The sequence below is a fragment of the Serratia sp. CY55921 genome (assembly GCF_052167655.1).
Taxonomy (GTDB): Bacteria; Pseudomonadota; Gammaproteobacteria; order Enterobacterales; family Enterobacteriaceae; genus Serratia; species Serratia ureilytica.
The window spans coordinates 2,538,017-2,551,736 of sequence record NZ_JBJNMU010000001.1 but is presented as its reverse complement, the minus strand read 5'-3'; the positions used below and the strand labels follow the sequence as shown (position 1 = coordinate 2,551,736).

13 protein-coding genes and 2 pseudogenes are annotated in these 13,720 nt (G+C 59.3%); 8 read left to right on the top strand and 7 right to left on the bottom strand.

Going from position 1 to position 13,720, the window contains the following annotated elements; all coding sequences use genetic code 11:
• Positions 1–78 precede the first annotated feature (78 nt).
• Positions 79–1,575 (bottom strand): NCS1 family nucleobase:cation symporter-1, encoded by a 1,497-nt coding sequence (locus ACJ8M3_RS12420; protein ID WP_033642144.1) that lies wholly within the window; start codon positions 1,573–1,575, stop codon positions 79–81.
• A 133-nt stretch (positions 1,576–1,708) separates the two neighbouring features.
• Between ACJ8M3_RS12420 and ACJ8M3_RS12415 the strand changes: the two genes are divergently transcribed.
• From ACJ8M3_RS12415 to ACJ8M3_RS12385, 7 genes and pseudogenes are all read left to right on the top strand, one after another.
• Positions 1,709–2,425, top strand: coding sequence for a GntR family transcriptional regulator (locus ACJ8M3_RS12415; protein ID WP_033651130.1), 717 nt, complete (start codon positions 1,709–1,711; stop codon positions 2,423–2,425).
• Positions 2,425–3,292, top strand: a pseudogene (locus ACJ8M3_RS12410) (aspartate/glutamate racemase family protein); the annotation flags it as partial. The gene ACJ8M3_RS12415 and the pseudogene ACJ8M3_RS12410, both read left to right, overlap by 1 nt.
• Positions 3,261–4,115 (top strand): annotated as a pseudogene (puuE, locus tag ACJ8M3_RS12405) (allantoinase PuuE); the annotation flags it as partial. The pseudogenes ACJ8M3_RS12410 and puuE, both read left to right, overlap by 32 nt.
• A gap of 193 nt (positions 4,116–4,308) precedes the next feature.
• A complete protein-coding gene (locus ACJ8M3_RS12400; RefSeq protein ID WP_162837200.1) occupies positions 4,309–4,452 on the top strand; it encodes a hypothetical protein in 144 nt (47 codons plus the stop codon).
• A 125-nt stretch (positions 4,453–4,577) separates the two neighbouring features.
• The gene (locus tag ACJ8M3_RS12395) at positions 4,578–6,110 is read left to right on the top strand and encodes a glycosyltransferase family 39 protein (protein WP_033642148.1); all 1,533 of its coding nucleotides are present in this window, start codon (positions 4,578–4,580) and stop codon (positions 6,108–6,110) included.
• A 326-nt stretch (positions 6,111–6,436) separates the two neighbouring features.
• On the top strand, positions 6,437–6,988 hold the full coding sequence (locus ACJ8M3_RS12390; protein ID WP_033642149.1) for a flavodoxin family protein: 552 nt from the start codon (positions 6,437–6,439) through the stop codon (positions 6,986–6,988).
• 603 nt (positions 6,989–7,591) lie between these two features.
• Positions 7,592–9,040 (top strand): GGDEF domain-containing protein, encoded by a 1,449-nt coding sequence (locus tag ACJ8M3_RS12385; RefSeq protein ID WP_033644213.1) that lies wholly within the window; start codon positions 7,592–7,594, stop codon positions 9,038–9,040.
• A 6-nt stretch (positions 9,041–9,046) separates the two neighbouring features.
• Here ACJ8M3_RS12385 and ACJ8M3_RS12380 read toward each other — a convergent pair whose 3' ends face one another.
• Complete coding sequence (locus ACJ8M3_RS12380) at positions 9,047–9,208, bottom strand: YnfU family zinc-binding protein (RefSeq protein ID WP_015376921.1); 162 nt, start codon at positions 9,206–9,208, stop codon at positions 9,047–9,049.
• A gap of 81 nt (positions 9,209–9,289) precedes the next feature.
• Positions 9,290–9,769 carry a cold-shock protein gene (locus ACJ8M3_RS12375; protein ID WP_004940042.1) on the bottom strand — a complete coding sequence of 160 codons (480 nt, stop codon included), beginning with the start codon at positions 9,767–9,769 and terminating at the stop codon, positions 9,290–9,292.
• A gap of 167 nt (positions 9,770–9,936) precedes the next feature.
• Here ACJ8M3_RS12375 and ACJ8M3_RS12370 point away from each other — a divergent pair, with 167 nt between their 5' ends.
• The gene (locus ACJ8M3_RS12370; RefSeq protein WP_089196711.1) at positions 9,937–10,446 is read left to right on the top strand and encodes a VOC family protein; all 510 of its coding nucleotides are present in this window, start codon (positions 9,937–9,939) and stop codon (positions 10,444–10,446) included.
• Between the two features lie 38 nt (positions 10,447–10,484).
• Here ACJ8M3_RS12370 and ACJ8M3_RS12365 read toward each other — a convergent pair whose 3' ends face one another.
• Genes ACJ8M3_RS12365 through ACJ8M3_RS12350 form a run of 4 tightly spaced genes read right to left on the bottom strand, consistent with a single transcriptional unit; the run spans position 10,485 to position 13,697 of the window.
• Positions 10,485–11,312: an amino acid ABC transporter ATP-binding protein gene (locus ACJ8M3_RS12365; protein ID WP_015376924.1), complete on the bottom strand. Its 828-nt coding sequence runs from the start codon at positions 11,310–11,312 to the stop codon at positions 10,485–10,487.
• Between the two features lie 9 nt (positions 11,313–11,321).
• Positions 11,322–12,209, bottom strand: coding sequence for an amino acid ABC transporter permease (locus tag ACJ8M3_RS12360; RefSeq protein WP_004940038.1), 888 nt, complete (start codon positions 12,207–12,209; stop codon positions 11,322–11,324).
• Between the two features lie 30 nt (positions 12,210–12,239).
• Positions 12,240–12,767 carry a GNAT family N-acetyltransferase gene (locus tag ACJ8M3_RS12355; RefSeq protein ID WP_033651141.1) on the bottom strand — a complete coding sequence of 176 codons (528 nt, stop codon included), beginning with the start codon at positions 12,765–12,767 and terminating at the stop codon, positions 12,240–12,242.
• A gap of 9 nt (positions 12,768–12,776) precedes the next feature.
• On the bottom strand, positions 12,777–13,697 hold the full coding sequence (locus ACJ8M3_RS12350; RefSeq protein ID WP_089196712.1) for an ABC transporter substrate-binding protein: 921 nt from the start codon (positions 13,695–13,697) through the stop codon (positions 12,777–12,779).
• Between the last annotated feature and the right edge of the window lie 23 nt (positions 13,698–13,720).

The window sequence follows — 13,720 nt, the reverse complement described above, 5'->3', positions numbered from 1 at the left end:
CCGCCCCGGCGTTAACGCCGGGGCGGCACGGTTGCGGATGGCTTTTTTCCCTTCCGACGCAGTTTGCTGTGGGCGGAATTACTCTTTTTGCGCCATCACCTTCGCCCGGAACGCCGGACCGGCCACGGCGGTGCGCTCATCGCGGGCCAGCCAGCGGTAGGCGGTCGCGCCGAGGAAGACGCCGATAAACCAGCTGAAGTTGGCCACTTGGTGCAGGGCCGGAATAAAGCTGATGATCAGGCCAATGGCCACCGACGGCAGCAGCGCGGCAATGGCTTTCGGGTTAAAACCGTTGCGGTACCAGTATTTGCCTTTCGGGGTGTCATCAAACAGATCGTCCACGGATACCTGGCCGCGTTTGATCAGATAAAAATCGGCGATCAGGATGCCGAACAGCGGGCCAATAAAGGCGCCCAGCACGTCGAGGGTGTAGTGGATAAGCTCCGGCGAGTTAAACAAATTCCACGGCGTCAGCAGAATCGACCCAACGGCGGCAATCATCCCGCCGGTGCGGAAGCTGATTTTCTGCGGCGAACAGTTCGAAAAGTCAAAGGCCGGCGAGACGAAATTGGCCACGATATTGATGCCAATGGTGGCGGTGATCATCGTCAGCAGGCCAATGGCGACCGCCAGATCGTTTCCAATGCGGCTGACGGTTTCAATCGGGTCGGTGATCATGTGGCCAAACAGCGATTGTGTACCGGAAACAATCACTACGGTGACGATGGAGAACAGCAGGAAGTTGAACGGCAGGCCCCAGCGGTTGCCGCGGCGGATCTCGCCCATGTTTTTGCCGTAGCGGGAGAAATCGCCGAAGTTGAGCAGCGGCCCGGAGAAGTAGGAGACCACCAGCGCGGTGGCGGTGATCATTTGCCAGGTCTGCTCCCCGGCGGTCAGCGATTTGCTGGCCAGGGTAAAGGAAATCCCGTCAAAACCGGTCTTGTATACAATCCAGCCCGCCAGCGCCAGCATCACCACATAGACTGCCGGCCCGGCGATATCGATGAAGCGCTTAATGGCGTTCATGCCGTGCCAAAAGACCATCGCCTGCAGCAGCCACATGGTGGCGAAGCATAGCCAGCCCAGGAGCGACAGGCCGAGGAAGCCGCTTCCGGTGAGCGTGGACAGCGACGGCCAGAACTTGAGCAGCACCAGCATCAGGGCGTTGGCCGCAAGGTAGGTCTGGATCCCATACCAGGCGAAAGCGATAAGCCCGCGGATCACCGCCGGGATATTGGCGCCAAAGACGCCAAACGCCTGGCGGCAGATGACTGCATAGGGCACGCCGGCCATTTGGCTTGGCTTCGCCACCAGGTTGGCGCACAGCTGTACGATGCAAATGCCGATCAGCAGGCAGAGCAGCACCTGCCAACTGGCCAACCCGAGCGTGAAAAAGCTCGCCGCGACCACATAGCCCCCCATGCTGTGCACGTCCGACATCCAGAATGAAAAAATGTTGTACCAGCTCCAGTTTTGGTCGCGCGTCGGCGCGAGATCTTCATTACATAGTCGCGGGCTGTAGCCGGCGGTCGCGTCTTTGGCCGAAACCTGATGCATGTGTGTTGAATGTGGCATGAAACCTGCTCCTCTTGTTATGTGGATTGCTGAGGCTATTGCAGGATCCAGGCCACAATGGCTGATTTTGCATACAGAAACCGAGCGTTATGTATACGATTTTGCTATCGATAGGTGAAACCGGAGTGGGTGAATGAATACTGAACATTGTCTCCAGGCCGCGCCAGCGCTGCAGGACAAAGATGAAACCATTTATCAGGCGTTGATGACGGCGATTGTCGAGCATCAGCTGCCACCGGGCAGCAAATTGCCGGAGGAGGCGTTGTCCGACGTGTTTGCCGTGAGCCGCACCGGCATCCGTAAGGTGCTGCAACGACTCGCCGCTGTGCAAATGGTTAGCCTGAAGCCCAAACGTGGTGCATATGTCGCCAGCCCGACGGTGGAAGAGGCGCAGGCTATCTTCCGCACGCGCGCGCTGCTGGAGGTCGCCAACCTTCCCGATATTATCGCCCGCTGTCGGGCGCCCCATCTGGCGGCACTGGAGCGCATTATTCAGCTGGAACAGCAGGTGCATGAGGCTTACGACGGCCCGGCGGCGATTCGCTATTCCGCCGATTTTCATATTCAGCTGCAGGCGATCTCGGGCAATTCGGTTATCACCGACATGGTGACGCGTCTTTGCCAGCGTTCTTCCCTGGTCATCGCCACCTGGGGCGCGCCGTGGCGGCAGGGGTGCCGTTGCGACGATCATCAGCAGTTGGTCGGTTTGTTGCGGGATAAAGCGCTGCAGCCTCTGAGCGACGCCCTGATGCGCCATTTTGATCATATTGTCGCCAGCCTGCGCTTTGAGCGCGATGGCGTCAGCCTGCCCGATTTTTCCCGGCTGTTCGCCGGTTACAAGGAGCCGTGATGTCTTCTGTTTGCATACAGGTTATCAACCCCAACACCAGTCAGGCGATGACCGACACCATCGCCGCTGCCGCGCGCACCGCCGCCGCGCCGGGCACCGAGATCCTGGCGGTGTGTCCGCGCGACGGGGTGCCGTCCATTGAAGGGCACTTTGACGAAGCCATCGCGGCGATCGGCGTGCTGGAACAGGTGAGGGCGGGGCGACGGCAGGGCGTTGACGGTCATGTGATCGCCTGTTTCGGCGATCCGGGATTGCTGGCCGCGCGCGAGCTGGCGCAGGGGCCGGTGATCGGCATTGCGGAAGCGGCGATGCATATGGCGTCGATGGTGGCGACCCGTTTTTCGATCGTCACCACGTTACCGCGCACGCTGATTATCGCCCGCCACCTGCTGCATCAGTACGGTTTTCATCAGCATTGCGCGGCGCTGCACGCCATTGACTTGCCGGTGCTGGCGCTGGAGGACGGCAGCGGGCTGGCGCAGGAGAAAGTGCGCGAGCGCTGCATCCGTGCTCTGAAAGAGGATGGCTGCGGGGCGATTGTGCTCGGCTGCGGCGGAATGGCGACGCTGGCGCAGGAACTGACCCGCGAGCTGCGGGCGCCGGTGATTGATGGCGTCAGCGCGGCGGTAAAAATGGTGGAGTCGCTGGTGGCGTTGGGGTTATCGACCAGCAAACAAGGGGACTTGGCCTATCCCGAAACCAAAGCGTTAAGCGGTCAATTTCAGTCGTTAAATCTATTTTAAAGGGATGAAGAATGGTCATTGTCGATGAGAATTACCCCCGTGACCTGCGAGGCTACGCCGGAGATCCGCCGCATGCGCGCTGGCCGGGCAACGCGCGGATTGCCGTGCAGTTCGTGCTCAATTACGAGGAGGGTGCGGAGAATCATGTGCTGCATGGCGATGCGGGATCGGAACAGTTTCTCTCCGATATTATCGGCGCCGCCAGCTATCCGGCGCGTCATATGTCGATGGATTCGCTGTACGAATACGGCAGCCGGGCGGGCTTTTGGCGGATCCACCGCGAGTTCAGCCGGCGTGGCCTGCCGTTGACGGTCTTCGGCGTGGCGATGGCGCTGGCGCGCCAGCCGGAGATTGTCGCGGCGATCAAAGCGGCGAAATACGATGTGGTCAGCCATGGTTGGCGCTGGATCCATTATCAACATATGGATATCGCTGAGGAGCGTGAGCATATGCAAAAAGCGGTGCAAGTGCTGGCCGACCTGTTCGGCAAAGCGCCTACCGGCTGGTATACCGGGCGCGATAGCCCCAACACTCGGCAACTGGTCGTGGAGCAGGGCGGTTTTGATTATGACAGCGATTATTACGGCGATGATTTGCCGTTCTGGAGCGAAGTGGCGTGCGGCGACGGCAGCCGTCGGCCGCACCTGATCGTTCCTTACACGCTGGACGCCAACGACATGCGTTTCGCCACCGCTCAGGGGTTTAATACCGCCGAGCAATTTTACACCTATCTGAAAGACAGCTTCGACGTGCTGTACGCTGAGGGCGAGGAGGCGCCGAAGATGATGTCGGTGGGGATGCACTGTCGTCTGCTGGGCAGGCCGGGGCGTTTTCGCGCGCTGCAGCGTTTTCTCGATTATATCCAGCAACACGAACGGGTGTGGGTCTGTACGCGGCAGCAGATAGCGGACCACTGGCGCGAGACCCATCCGTACCCGGGAACATGACGCATGCCTGGCGGCGCTGTGTCGGTTCCACTGCGCAGCGTGTTTTCATATGGCCAATAACGCTGCCGCTCAGCTCGTTCCAGTGCTTTGATGGATCGACAGAGCGGCCGTAGGGCAAACGACCCGCCGCCAATTGAACCTTCGTTTATTTTGCCGCGTTACAATAGGTGAAAATTTCCCCATGGAGCCTATCGTGCGCAAATCCAGATTCTTTCTCGTGACCTTGCTGTGCCTGTGCGGCGCCGCTGTGCTGTACGTCATGGCTTACCGGGCGTTGGGGCATTACCTCAGCGACGGGGAGAAGGCCTACCCGGACATCACCGTTGAAATCCGCTGAGGGCCGTGCGCCGCCGCGGTGATTGCGCCGATTTTTTCGCACTGATTTACCCGCCATTTACCCGCCGTCGGCAATGATGACGCTGCGTCTCCACACTGTGTGGTTCTCTTGGGCGGAATGCGGTTATGTCACTGCAACAGGTATCGAATGTTTCTTTGAGCAATAACGGCTTAAAAGGCATCGGTTACAAACATTACGCGTTGGCGATCGTGGCGTTTTCGGCGATCGTGCGGTTTATTTCCTTAACGGATCGGTATTTTTGGTGCGACGAGGCCTCCAGCGTGCTGACCAGCCGCTATGATGTGGGCGCTTTGCTGTACCATGCTTCCTTCGATGTTCACCCGCCGCTTTATTACCTGCTGCTGCATGGCTGGATGGTGCTGTTTGGCGACGGCATTATGGCGGCCCGCGCGCTGAGCCTGGTGTTCGGCGTGATTACGGTGGCGCTGGCGATGCGTTTTACCCGTTGGTTGGCCAACGAGCGGGCGGCGCTGACCGCGGGATGGCTGATGGCGATCATGCCGATGGCGGTGCGTTACAGCCAGGAGGCGCGCATGTATGCGCTGATGGGGCTGTTGGCGATCGCCGCCGCCATGGCGCTGGCGAAGTGGCTGAAAACGCCGGATAACCGCCGCTATCTGGCGCTGTATGCGCTGTTGATGACGCTGAGCTTTTATACTCACTACTTCACGATTTTCACGCTGATCGCGCACTGGCTGGTGGTGTTGGCGCTGTCGTGCCGCCGCGAAGGCGAGTGTTACATCAGGCTGCCGGCGTGGTGGGGGGCCAATGCGGCGATTGGCGTGGCCTATATTCCCTGGCTGCTGGTGCTGCTCAATCTGCTGGCGCATATTGCCGAACTGCGGGTCGGCGGCGACGTCGGTTGGATCCCTCAGGTTGCCTGGAGCGATCTGCCGGCGATGTATTGGCGTTTTCTCACCGGGCATGATGGCAGCAACTATCCCACGATCATTCTCTGGCTGCTGCCGGCGATGTTTGTCGCCTTATGTTCACTGCTGCTGTGGCGGCGCCAGATGCCGAGAAAATATGCGCTGCTGCTGCTTGGCGGCATGCTGATCCCGGTGACGTTGGTATTCGCCATTTCCTGGCGTTCGCCGCTGTTTGTCGATCGCTACCTTTATTCCGCCGCGCTCGGCATTCCGCTGGTATTGGGCGTGCTGATCGCCGGTACGAAAAGCCGGGTGCGCGGGATCTCTTTGCTGCTGTTCTTCAGCCTGCTGTTCGGCTGCGGCGTGCGCAACGACTATCCGGTCGAGAAAGATGAGTTCAAGGTGATGGTGAACTACATCAACAGTAACTATCAGCCCAACGATGCGGTGGTGGTCAGCAACATGTTCAACTACCTGAGCTATGTGTATTACAACAAGAAGGGCTATCGCGCCTTGCTGTATACCCCCGCCAGGCCCAACGGCATTTCGGGCAAGCCCAATGCCTATGGTTTCGGCACCTTTTTCCACGATCGGGCGGCGCAGACCTACGTCGATAACCTCAGCGCGTTAGCGAAAGGCCATCGCCGGGTCTGGCTGGTCAGCGGCGGGGATTTCAATCAGGACTTCGGCCGTTCGCCGCCGGGGTGGGTCAACACCGGCACCTTCAAAAGCGGCGGTTTCGAGTCGAGGCTGTTCGTGGTGCCTTGAGCGGAATGTCATATTTCCCATTCGGCGTTACATCTGGCCGAGCAAACTTACGCGGGGATGACAGTTCTATACATTGGGATTGGTACTGTAGCTCTACCCGATGATGTTGTGTGTTATCCATTCCCTGTAGTGTATTACCCCATCCCTGTTAAGTTTATCCCGCCTTGTGCGGGATTTTTTTTATCTGCGCATACCCGGCGGCGCGTAGCGCGATTTTTTTGAATAACACCGTCAGTTTTATTCAGTATTCAGCCGTTGCGCGCTTGATTAGATTGAACGCGAGATGGGCGTCGTCGGCGCCTCTGTGCAATGAGTGGAGAATTTCTATGGCGAAGACAGTAGTGGTGTTTCATTCCGGCTACGGCCATACCGAGCGTTTGGCGAAAGTGGTGGCGGAAGGCGCAGGGGCCGAACTGATCGCTATCGATCAGGAAGGCGATATCAGCGATGAAGCGTGGCAGAAGCTGGATGAGGCGGACGCCATCATCTTTGGCTCACCGACCTATATGGGCGGCCCGTCCTGGCAGTTCAAGAAATTCGCCGACGCCAGCTCCAAAGCCTGGTTCGGCCGCAAGTGGCAGGACAAAGTGTTCGGCGGCTTTACCAACAGCGCCAGCCTGAACGGCGACAAGCAGGTTACGCTGATTGCGCTGCAAACGCTGGCTTCTCAACATGGCGGCCTGTGGGTCAGCTTGGGGCTGCTGCCGGCCAACACCAAATCGGCGCAGCGTACCGATGTCAACAACCTGGGCGGTTCGGTGGGGCTGTTGGTGCAGACGCCGTCGGATGCCGGCGTGGACGAGATGCTGTCGGGCGATTTGGCGACCGCCAAGCTCTATGGCCAACGCGTGGCGGGCTTTGCCGCCAAACTGGCGTAAGGCCTTGCCGCGTGCAGCGTTCATTTTCTCTGCACATTTGGCGTGTAAGCTGCGAAATGTTATTAGCCTGCTTGGGCTAACGCTGCATTTCGTACAAATATTCCCGGTTCCTAGGCCGGGTTTTTTGTTGCTAAGGTCTGCTTAAGCTTTCGCCGCTACACTGCATGGCAGCACAGGCATGCAATGAATGGCTGTGTCGTAACTGTCGATTTGCTGTTGTTCAAGCAAGCCCGCTTTAGGCGGGCTTTTTTTGGGTTGTTATTGCACGGGCGGCCCAGTTGCAGGAAAATAATCGCGTAGTTATTCAAATATCATTCAACGAGCAATAACCACAATCTTATTAATGTAATTAACGTCGGTCGGCGGCCTATTACGCTTTGCGCTATGCTGTCAGCAGAGCTGAGCATTATTTTCCGACGGTATGCGGGGGAGTCCGCCGCCGCCACATTAGGTTAAGAAAAGTCTGTTAATTAATTGTTAATGCTTTTTATTATTGATTTGTCTGGCTTTTTTGGTTGAAATCCGGGTTGATTATCCCTCACTGGCCGGGCGAGAGAGTATGCACATTATTATTCTGGTTATTAGCAAAATATGGGCGAGGCGATGAACGCCAGAATAAACGCCAGGCATGGCCTGCCGCTTACGGTTCAGCTCATCAATCTTTTCATGCTGGCCTTTTTACTTTCCCTGGTGGGCATTCTTAGCCGGCCGATTGGCTCGCTTTCTTTATTTTGGCCGGTGAATGCGATTCTGCTCGGCCTGCTGCTGCGCAAACCCGCTTACGCCACGCCGCTCGGCTGGCTCACGACCTATCTGGGCATGGTTGCTGCCGATCTCAGCACCGGCGAGGGCTGGTCTTTGGCGCTGTGGCTGAACGCCTGCAACATGTCGCTGATCGTCGTCGGTTACGGCATCATGCTGATGCTGCCGCAATCTCAACGGCGCATGGGTAAACCCCAGGCGATACTCTATATGTTCAGCGCCAGCCTGGCCGGTGCGGCGGTGGCGTCGACGCTGTCCGTGCTGCGTAACGATAGCCTGTACAACAACACGGTGGTGGTCGCCTGGCTGGCCTGGTTCAGCGAACAGTTTTCGACGACCCTGCTGCTGTTGCCGGTGCTGATGGCGGCGCCGCGGTTGAAACAGCTGTTGCGCATGCAGGTGCGTTGGCGCTTGAAAGGCTGCCTGCCGCTGCTGGCGCTGCTGCTGTCACTGGCGTTCAGCGTCTATATCGGCGGGCCGGGCGCGATCGCCTTCCCGATCCCGGCGCTGCTGTGGTGCGCGGTGCGCTACCAGCTGTTCCCGGTGACGTTGCTGACGCTGTTGACCGGTATGTCTGAGATCAGCAGCATCTCCGCCAACCTGGTGCTGTATGAAACGCCGAACAACCATAATGCCTTCCTCGACACGCTGATGTCCGCCCGATTGGGTATCGCCATGCTGGTGATGGGGCCGCTGATCCTCGCCAGTTCCATCGCGGCCAACCGTAAGCTTATGCGGCGTCTGGAGCACAGCGCCAACCACGATTTCCTGACCGGCGTGCTGGCGCGCAGCGCGATGACGCGCAAAGCGGGCGAGCTGTTGGAGCACAAGCACCGTTCCAAAGAAGCGGTGTCGTTACTGCTGATCGATATCGATCATTTCAAGCAGATCAACGATACGCACGGCCACAGCGCCGGCGATCAGGTGCTGGCGTCGTTCGCGCACATCGTGCGGCGCGAGCTGCGGCACGATCAGCTGTTCGGCCGCTTGGGCGGGGAAGAGTTCGCCATCATGCTGCCGCGCGCGTTGGCGGCGCAGGGCGTGGCGCTGGGGGAGCATCTGCGCCGGTTGGTGGAGCAGACGGAGCTGCAGGCGGAAGGCAAGCAGACGTTGAAAATCACCATCAGCGTCGGCGTCGCCAGTTTGGCGATGAACGAGGTGAAATCGCTGGAGCAGTTGATGAACATGGCGGATATCGCGCTGTATCGTGCCAAATCGCAGGGGCGTAATCGGGTGGAGTCGTTCAACGTGGTGAACGGCAACAGCGTCGAGCATATCCTGTTCCGCTAACCGTTTTCAGCCTTGCCTGGGCTCGAAACGGGTTTCGCAATTAGGGCAAATCAATATCACGTCTTGCAGCATTGCCGCGCATTTTTGCCGGGTAACATAGCCGCATTTAGGGCAGACGATTTGGGTGGAGCGGTTGATAAAACCTTTGACGCTGCTGGAATCGGACATATCAATAGCCTGTGTCAGGTGAAAACTCACGCTAACACAGGCGACGACAAATTTCGTTGGTTATTTTCTGTACGCAGAGGCTTACAGGCTTTTCAGCGCCTTGATGGTCTCATCCATGTCGATCTCGTGCTCGGAGAAGGTATGGGTGGTGTTCTGGAAGGTGGTGATGGTCAGCATGCGCAGCGTTTGCATGGCCTGCGCCTGGTCTTCAGACTGCGGGCGAATGCGGTTCATCAGCAGGCCGACCGACAGCACGGTGTTCTCTTTATCCACGTCGGCTTTGACCGGCACTTCCTTGGTGAAGGTATTGAAAGACTTGATGCTGGTGATCTTGATTCTTTCATTGGCGATGATGATGTATTTGCTGGGCGCCAACACTTTGACCGCATAAGCCGACGGGCCTTTGGTGTTGTTGGTCGGTTCGAAGGTCACCGCCGCGTTTTTCTTAATCAGCTCCGGGTTTTGCACTTTAATCACGTGAAAATAACGATTTTCTCCGTTCTCGTCGGTAATAAAGCCGAAGCCTTTGTCTTCAAAAAAAGTCGTTATCTTGCCGTTCATCGCTATTCTCACAAAAAGGTTCAATACAGCGCTTATGATAGCGCGGAATGCCTTGCAGCGACAGATTGCGCGGGCGGCATTTAGTCATGCGATAACGGCATTTAGCGGCTTCCCGGCGACATGCTATGTTCATGCTGACTTTATTCAATGCGCAAAAAGGAATAGCGATGGGCATCAAACGTCTCAATCACGCCGTGCTGTACGTCAGCGACGTGCGGCAGAGCGCCGACTTTTATCATCAGGTATTGGGCTTCAAGCTGAAGCCGTCCGACAGCCCCGATCGGGCGGTATTTACCCAGGCCGCCGACTCGGACAACGATCACGATTTGGCGTTGTTCAGCAAGAACCTGGGCCAGCAGCGCGCCGGGGTGTTTCGCGCCAACGGCGAGCCGTCGGCGGAGCATGAGCCGCCGGCCGGGCTGTACCATCTGGCCTGGGAAGTGGACAGCCTGGAAGAGCTGGAGCGCATTCGCCATCAGCTGGTCGAACGCGGCATTCTCGGGTTGGAAGAGGATCACGGCGTGCACAAAAGCATTTATGGTCACGATCCGGACGGGCTGCTGTTCGAGGTGACCTGGTTTATTCCCCCGGCGTTGCTGACCGAAGAGGACAAAAACCAGCAGGGGATCCGCCCGCTGGATTTCGCCGCCGAAAAGCGGCGTTTCGCCGGCCTCTAACCTGCTCCTGCGCGGGGCGCATCGGCGCCCCGCGACGCTCACAGCACTTTGTTGAGGAAGTTGACGGTGCGCGGGTGCTGCGGCTGAGCCAGCACCTGTCTGGCATCGCCCTGCTCGACGATCTGCCCGTCGACCATAAACACCACCCGATCCGCCGCTTCGCGCGCAAAGCCGATTTCATGCGTCACCACTACCAGCGTGACGCCCAGATCCGCCAACCCTTTAATCACGTCCAGCACTTCGCCGACCAGCTCGGGATCGAGCGCGGAGGTCGGCTCATCGAACAGGATCACCTTTGGGTTCAGCGCCAGCGCGCGCGCGATGGCGATGCGCTGCTGTTGGCCGCCGGAGAGGTGGCGCGGGTAGGCGTCCGCCTTGTGGCGCAGCCCGACCGTATCCAGCAGCTCATAGGCTACCGCTTTCGCCCGTTCGCGGGAGTGGATCTTGTGCACCACCGGCGCTTCGATGATGTTTTCCAGCACCGTCAGATGCGGGAACAGGTTGAAGTTTTGGAACACGTAGCCGACGTTGATGCGCTGCCGGAGGATGGCCTTTTCCTTCAGCTCGTACAGCCGGTTGCCCTTGCGGCGGTAGCCGACGTAGTCGCCGTCAATGCGGATAAAGCCCTCGTCGACGCGCTCCAGATGGTTGATCGCCCGCAGCAGCGTCGATTTTCCGGAGCCGGAAGGCCCGAGGATCACGGTCACGGTGCCCGGCTGCAGCGTCAGGCTGACGTCGTCCAACGCCTTGTGTTTGCCGAAGAACTTGCTGACGTTGCTGATTTCGATCAGGCCGCGCGCCGGCACCGGGGTGAGATTGCGTGCCGGCTGTTCGGGCAAGGCGTAATAATCAATGGCTTCAGACATGCGGGTCTCCTAACGTTTTAGCCAGCCGGCCAGTTTCTGCCAGGGCGTCGGCGGCAGTTCGCGCACCGCGCCCCGGGCGAAATAGCGTTCGATGTAGTATTGGATCACCGACAGGGCGGTGGTGATGAACAGATACCAGACGGTGGCCACCATCAGCAGCGGTATCACCTGCTGGGTGCGGTTATAGATCACCTGGATGGTGTAAAACAGCTCCGGCAGCGCCAGCACATAAACGATTGAGGTGCCTTTCGCCAGACTGATGATCTCGTTGAATCCGGTCGGAATAATGGATCGCAGCGCCTGCGGCAGAATGATGCGGAAGGTGCGGCGATAGCCCGGCAGGCCCAGCGCCGCCGCAGCTTCGTGCTGGCCGTAATCCACGCCCAGGATGCCGCCGCGGATGATCTCGGCGGTATAGGCGGACTGCACCAGCGTCAGGCCCAGCACCGCCACGGCGAACTGGCCGAGGATATCGATGGTCGGGTAGCTGGCGAACACCACCGAGGTAAAGGGAATGCCCAGCGAGATGGCGTCGTACAGATAGGAAAAGTTATACAGGATGATCAGCACCAGGATCAGCGGCAGCGAGCGAAACAGCCAGATATATCCCCAGGCCAGCGACGCCAGCAGGTAAGAGCGCGACAGCCGCGCCAGCGCCAGCAGGGTGCCGAACAGGATGCTGAACAGCGTACCGAGCAGCGTCAGCAGCAGGGTCTGTCCCAGCCCTGCCAGCACCGCCGGGGCGAAGAACCACTCGGCGAACACGCCCCATTCCCAGCGCGCGTTGCCCGCCACCGATTGCACGATGGCGGCCAGAATAAACAGCGAAAACAGCGCGCCGATCAGCCGCAGCGGATAGCGGGCGGGCACTACTTTCAAGACTTCTTGTTTGGACATGTCATGTCTCCTGATACAGATAAAGGGGCCTTAGGCGATTTTCCTTTCCGACGCGCAACAACAGGCGTCCTCTGCAATCAGGCTTTTGCGGAACGGCAGGCGGCCATCGTAGGGCGGGCGGCTGTAAACCTCGCTGTCGACGGTGGGATCGAACTGCGGCTGATAACCGTTGCTCAGGTACAGGCCCACCGCTTCGGGCTGGCGAAAGCCGGTGGTCAGATAGAGCCGGCGATAACCCTGCGCCAGCGCCAGCGTTTCCAACTGCTGCAACACCCGTTGCGCCAGGCCCTGGCGGCGCAGATCGCCCCGCGTCCAGATACGCTTCAGCTCGGCGGTTTGCCCGTCATAGCGCTTGAAGGCGCCCATGGCGATCGGCGTATCGGCGCGCAGCAGCACGATGAAGGCGCCCTGCGGCGGCGCGTACAGGTCCAGCGGTTCCGGTTCCTGGTCACCAAAATAGTCGCCGTAGCGCTGACGATATTCGCCGAACAGCCCCTCGATCACCGGGGCGATCAGCGGATCGGTCGGCAGCGTTTGAATGAAAGTGTCTTGCGTCATCGCGCGCTCCTAATCGCCCAGACCGGGCGGGTTGATTTCCGACTGCGCAAGGCGTTCGACGCTCTCGCCCCAGCGGTTGAGCACCTGATCGTACTGCCCGCCGCGGATCGCGCCGTTCAGCGCTTCATTCACCGCCTGCACCAGCCCGTTGCCTTTACGGGTGGTGACGGCGATGTGCGCCGCCTTGGGCCACCCGCCTTGCACCGTGCCCGCCAGCCGGGTACGGCCATTCAGCGCCGCTTTATAGGCGCCCAGCACGTTGGGCCCGAAATAGGCGTCGGCCCGGCCGGATTGGATCGCCAGCGTGGCGGCCGCATCGTCGGTCACGTAGATCGGCTGGAAGGGTTTGAGCCCCTGCTGCCGATTCTGCTTGTCCCATGCCAGCAAGATGGCTTCCTGGTTGGTGCCGGAGCCGACGATGATCTTTAATCCGGCGATATCGGCAGGCTGTTTGATCGTCGCTATCTTGCCGCCGGTTTTGACATAAAAGCCGAGCGAGTCGATGCGATAGGTAGCGAAGTCGAAGCGGGTTTTGCGCTCTTTGGTGACGGTGACGTTGGTGATGGCCGCGTCATACTTGCCGGAAACCACCCCCAGCGGCCAGTCTTCCCACGAGGTTTGCACTACGTTCAGTTCCAGCCCCAGGCTGTCGGCCACCAACTGCGCGATATCCACTTCGCTGCCGATAAGCCGCCGGTTGTCGGCGGCGAACAGCGCCAGCGGCGGCGTGTTGAGCGCGGCGATCGCGACGGTGAACCGGCCCGGCTTCACGAAGCGGAAATCGGCCGGCAGCTTGGCGATCGCCTGCGGGTTTTTCGGCGCATGGATAGGGGTTTCATTGGCCTGCAAATCGATGCCGGTGCCCGCCTGCGCGGCGCCGGTCAGGCTCAGCAAGGCCGCCACGAGAGCGGCGGTAACGGTTTTCTGCATAGCGGGTATCCCTGAAAACGATC

Bases quoted from the DNA above. Each gene is read 5' to 3' on its own strand.
- ACJ8M3_RS12420 (WP_033642144.1), bottom strand. From the start codon at position 1,575: ATGCCACATTCAACACACATGCATCAGGTTTCGGCCAAAGACGCGACC.
- ACJ8M3_RS12415 (WP_033651130.1), top strand. From the start codon at position 1,709: ATGAATACTGAACATTGTCTCCAGGCCGCGCCAGCGCTGCAGGACAAA.
- ACJ8M3_RS12395 (WP_033642148.1), top strand. From the start codon at position 4,578: ATGTCACTGCAACAGGTATCGAATGTTTCTTTGAGCAATAACGGCTTA.
- ACJ8M3_RS12390 (WP_033642149.1), top strand. From the start codon at position 6,437: ATGGCGAAGACAGTAGTGGTGTTTCATTCCGGCTACGGCCATACCGAG.
- ACJ8M3_RS12385 (WP_033644213.1), top strand. From the start codon at position 7,592: ATGAACGCCAGAATAAACGCCAGGCATGGCCTGCCGCTTACGGTTCAG.
- ACJ8M3_RS12380 (WP_015376921.1), bottom strand. From the start codon at position 9,208: ATGTCCGATTCCAGCAGCGTCAAAGGTTTTATCAACCGCTCCACCCAA.
- ACJ8M3_RS12375 (WP_004940042.1), bottom strand. From the start codon at position 9,769: ATGAACGGCAAGATAACGACTTTTTTTGAAGACAAAGGCTTCGGCTTT.
- ACJ8M3_RS12370 (WP_089196711.1), top strand. From the start codon at position 9,937: ATGGGCATCAAACGTCTCAATCACGCCGTGCTGTACGTCAGCGACGTG.
- ACJ8M3_RS12365 (WP_015376924.1), bottom strand. From the start codon at position 11,312: ATGTCTGAAGCCATTGATTATTACGCCTTGCCCGAACAGCCGGCACGC.
- ACJ8M3_RS12360 (WP_004940038.1), bottom strand. From the start codon at position 12,209: ATGTCCAAACAAGAAGTCTTGAAAGTAGTGCCCGCCCGCTATCCGCTG.
- ACJ8M3_RS12355 (WP_033651141.1), bottom strand. From the start codon at position 12,767: ATGACGCAAGACACTTTCATTCAAACGCTGCCGACCGATCCGCTGATC.
- ACJ8M3_RS12350 (WP_089196712.1), bottom strand. From the start codon at position 13,697: ATGCAGAAAACCGTTACCGCCGCTCTCGTGGCGGCCTTGCTGAGCCTG.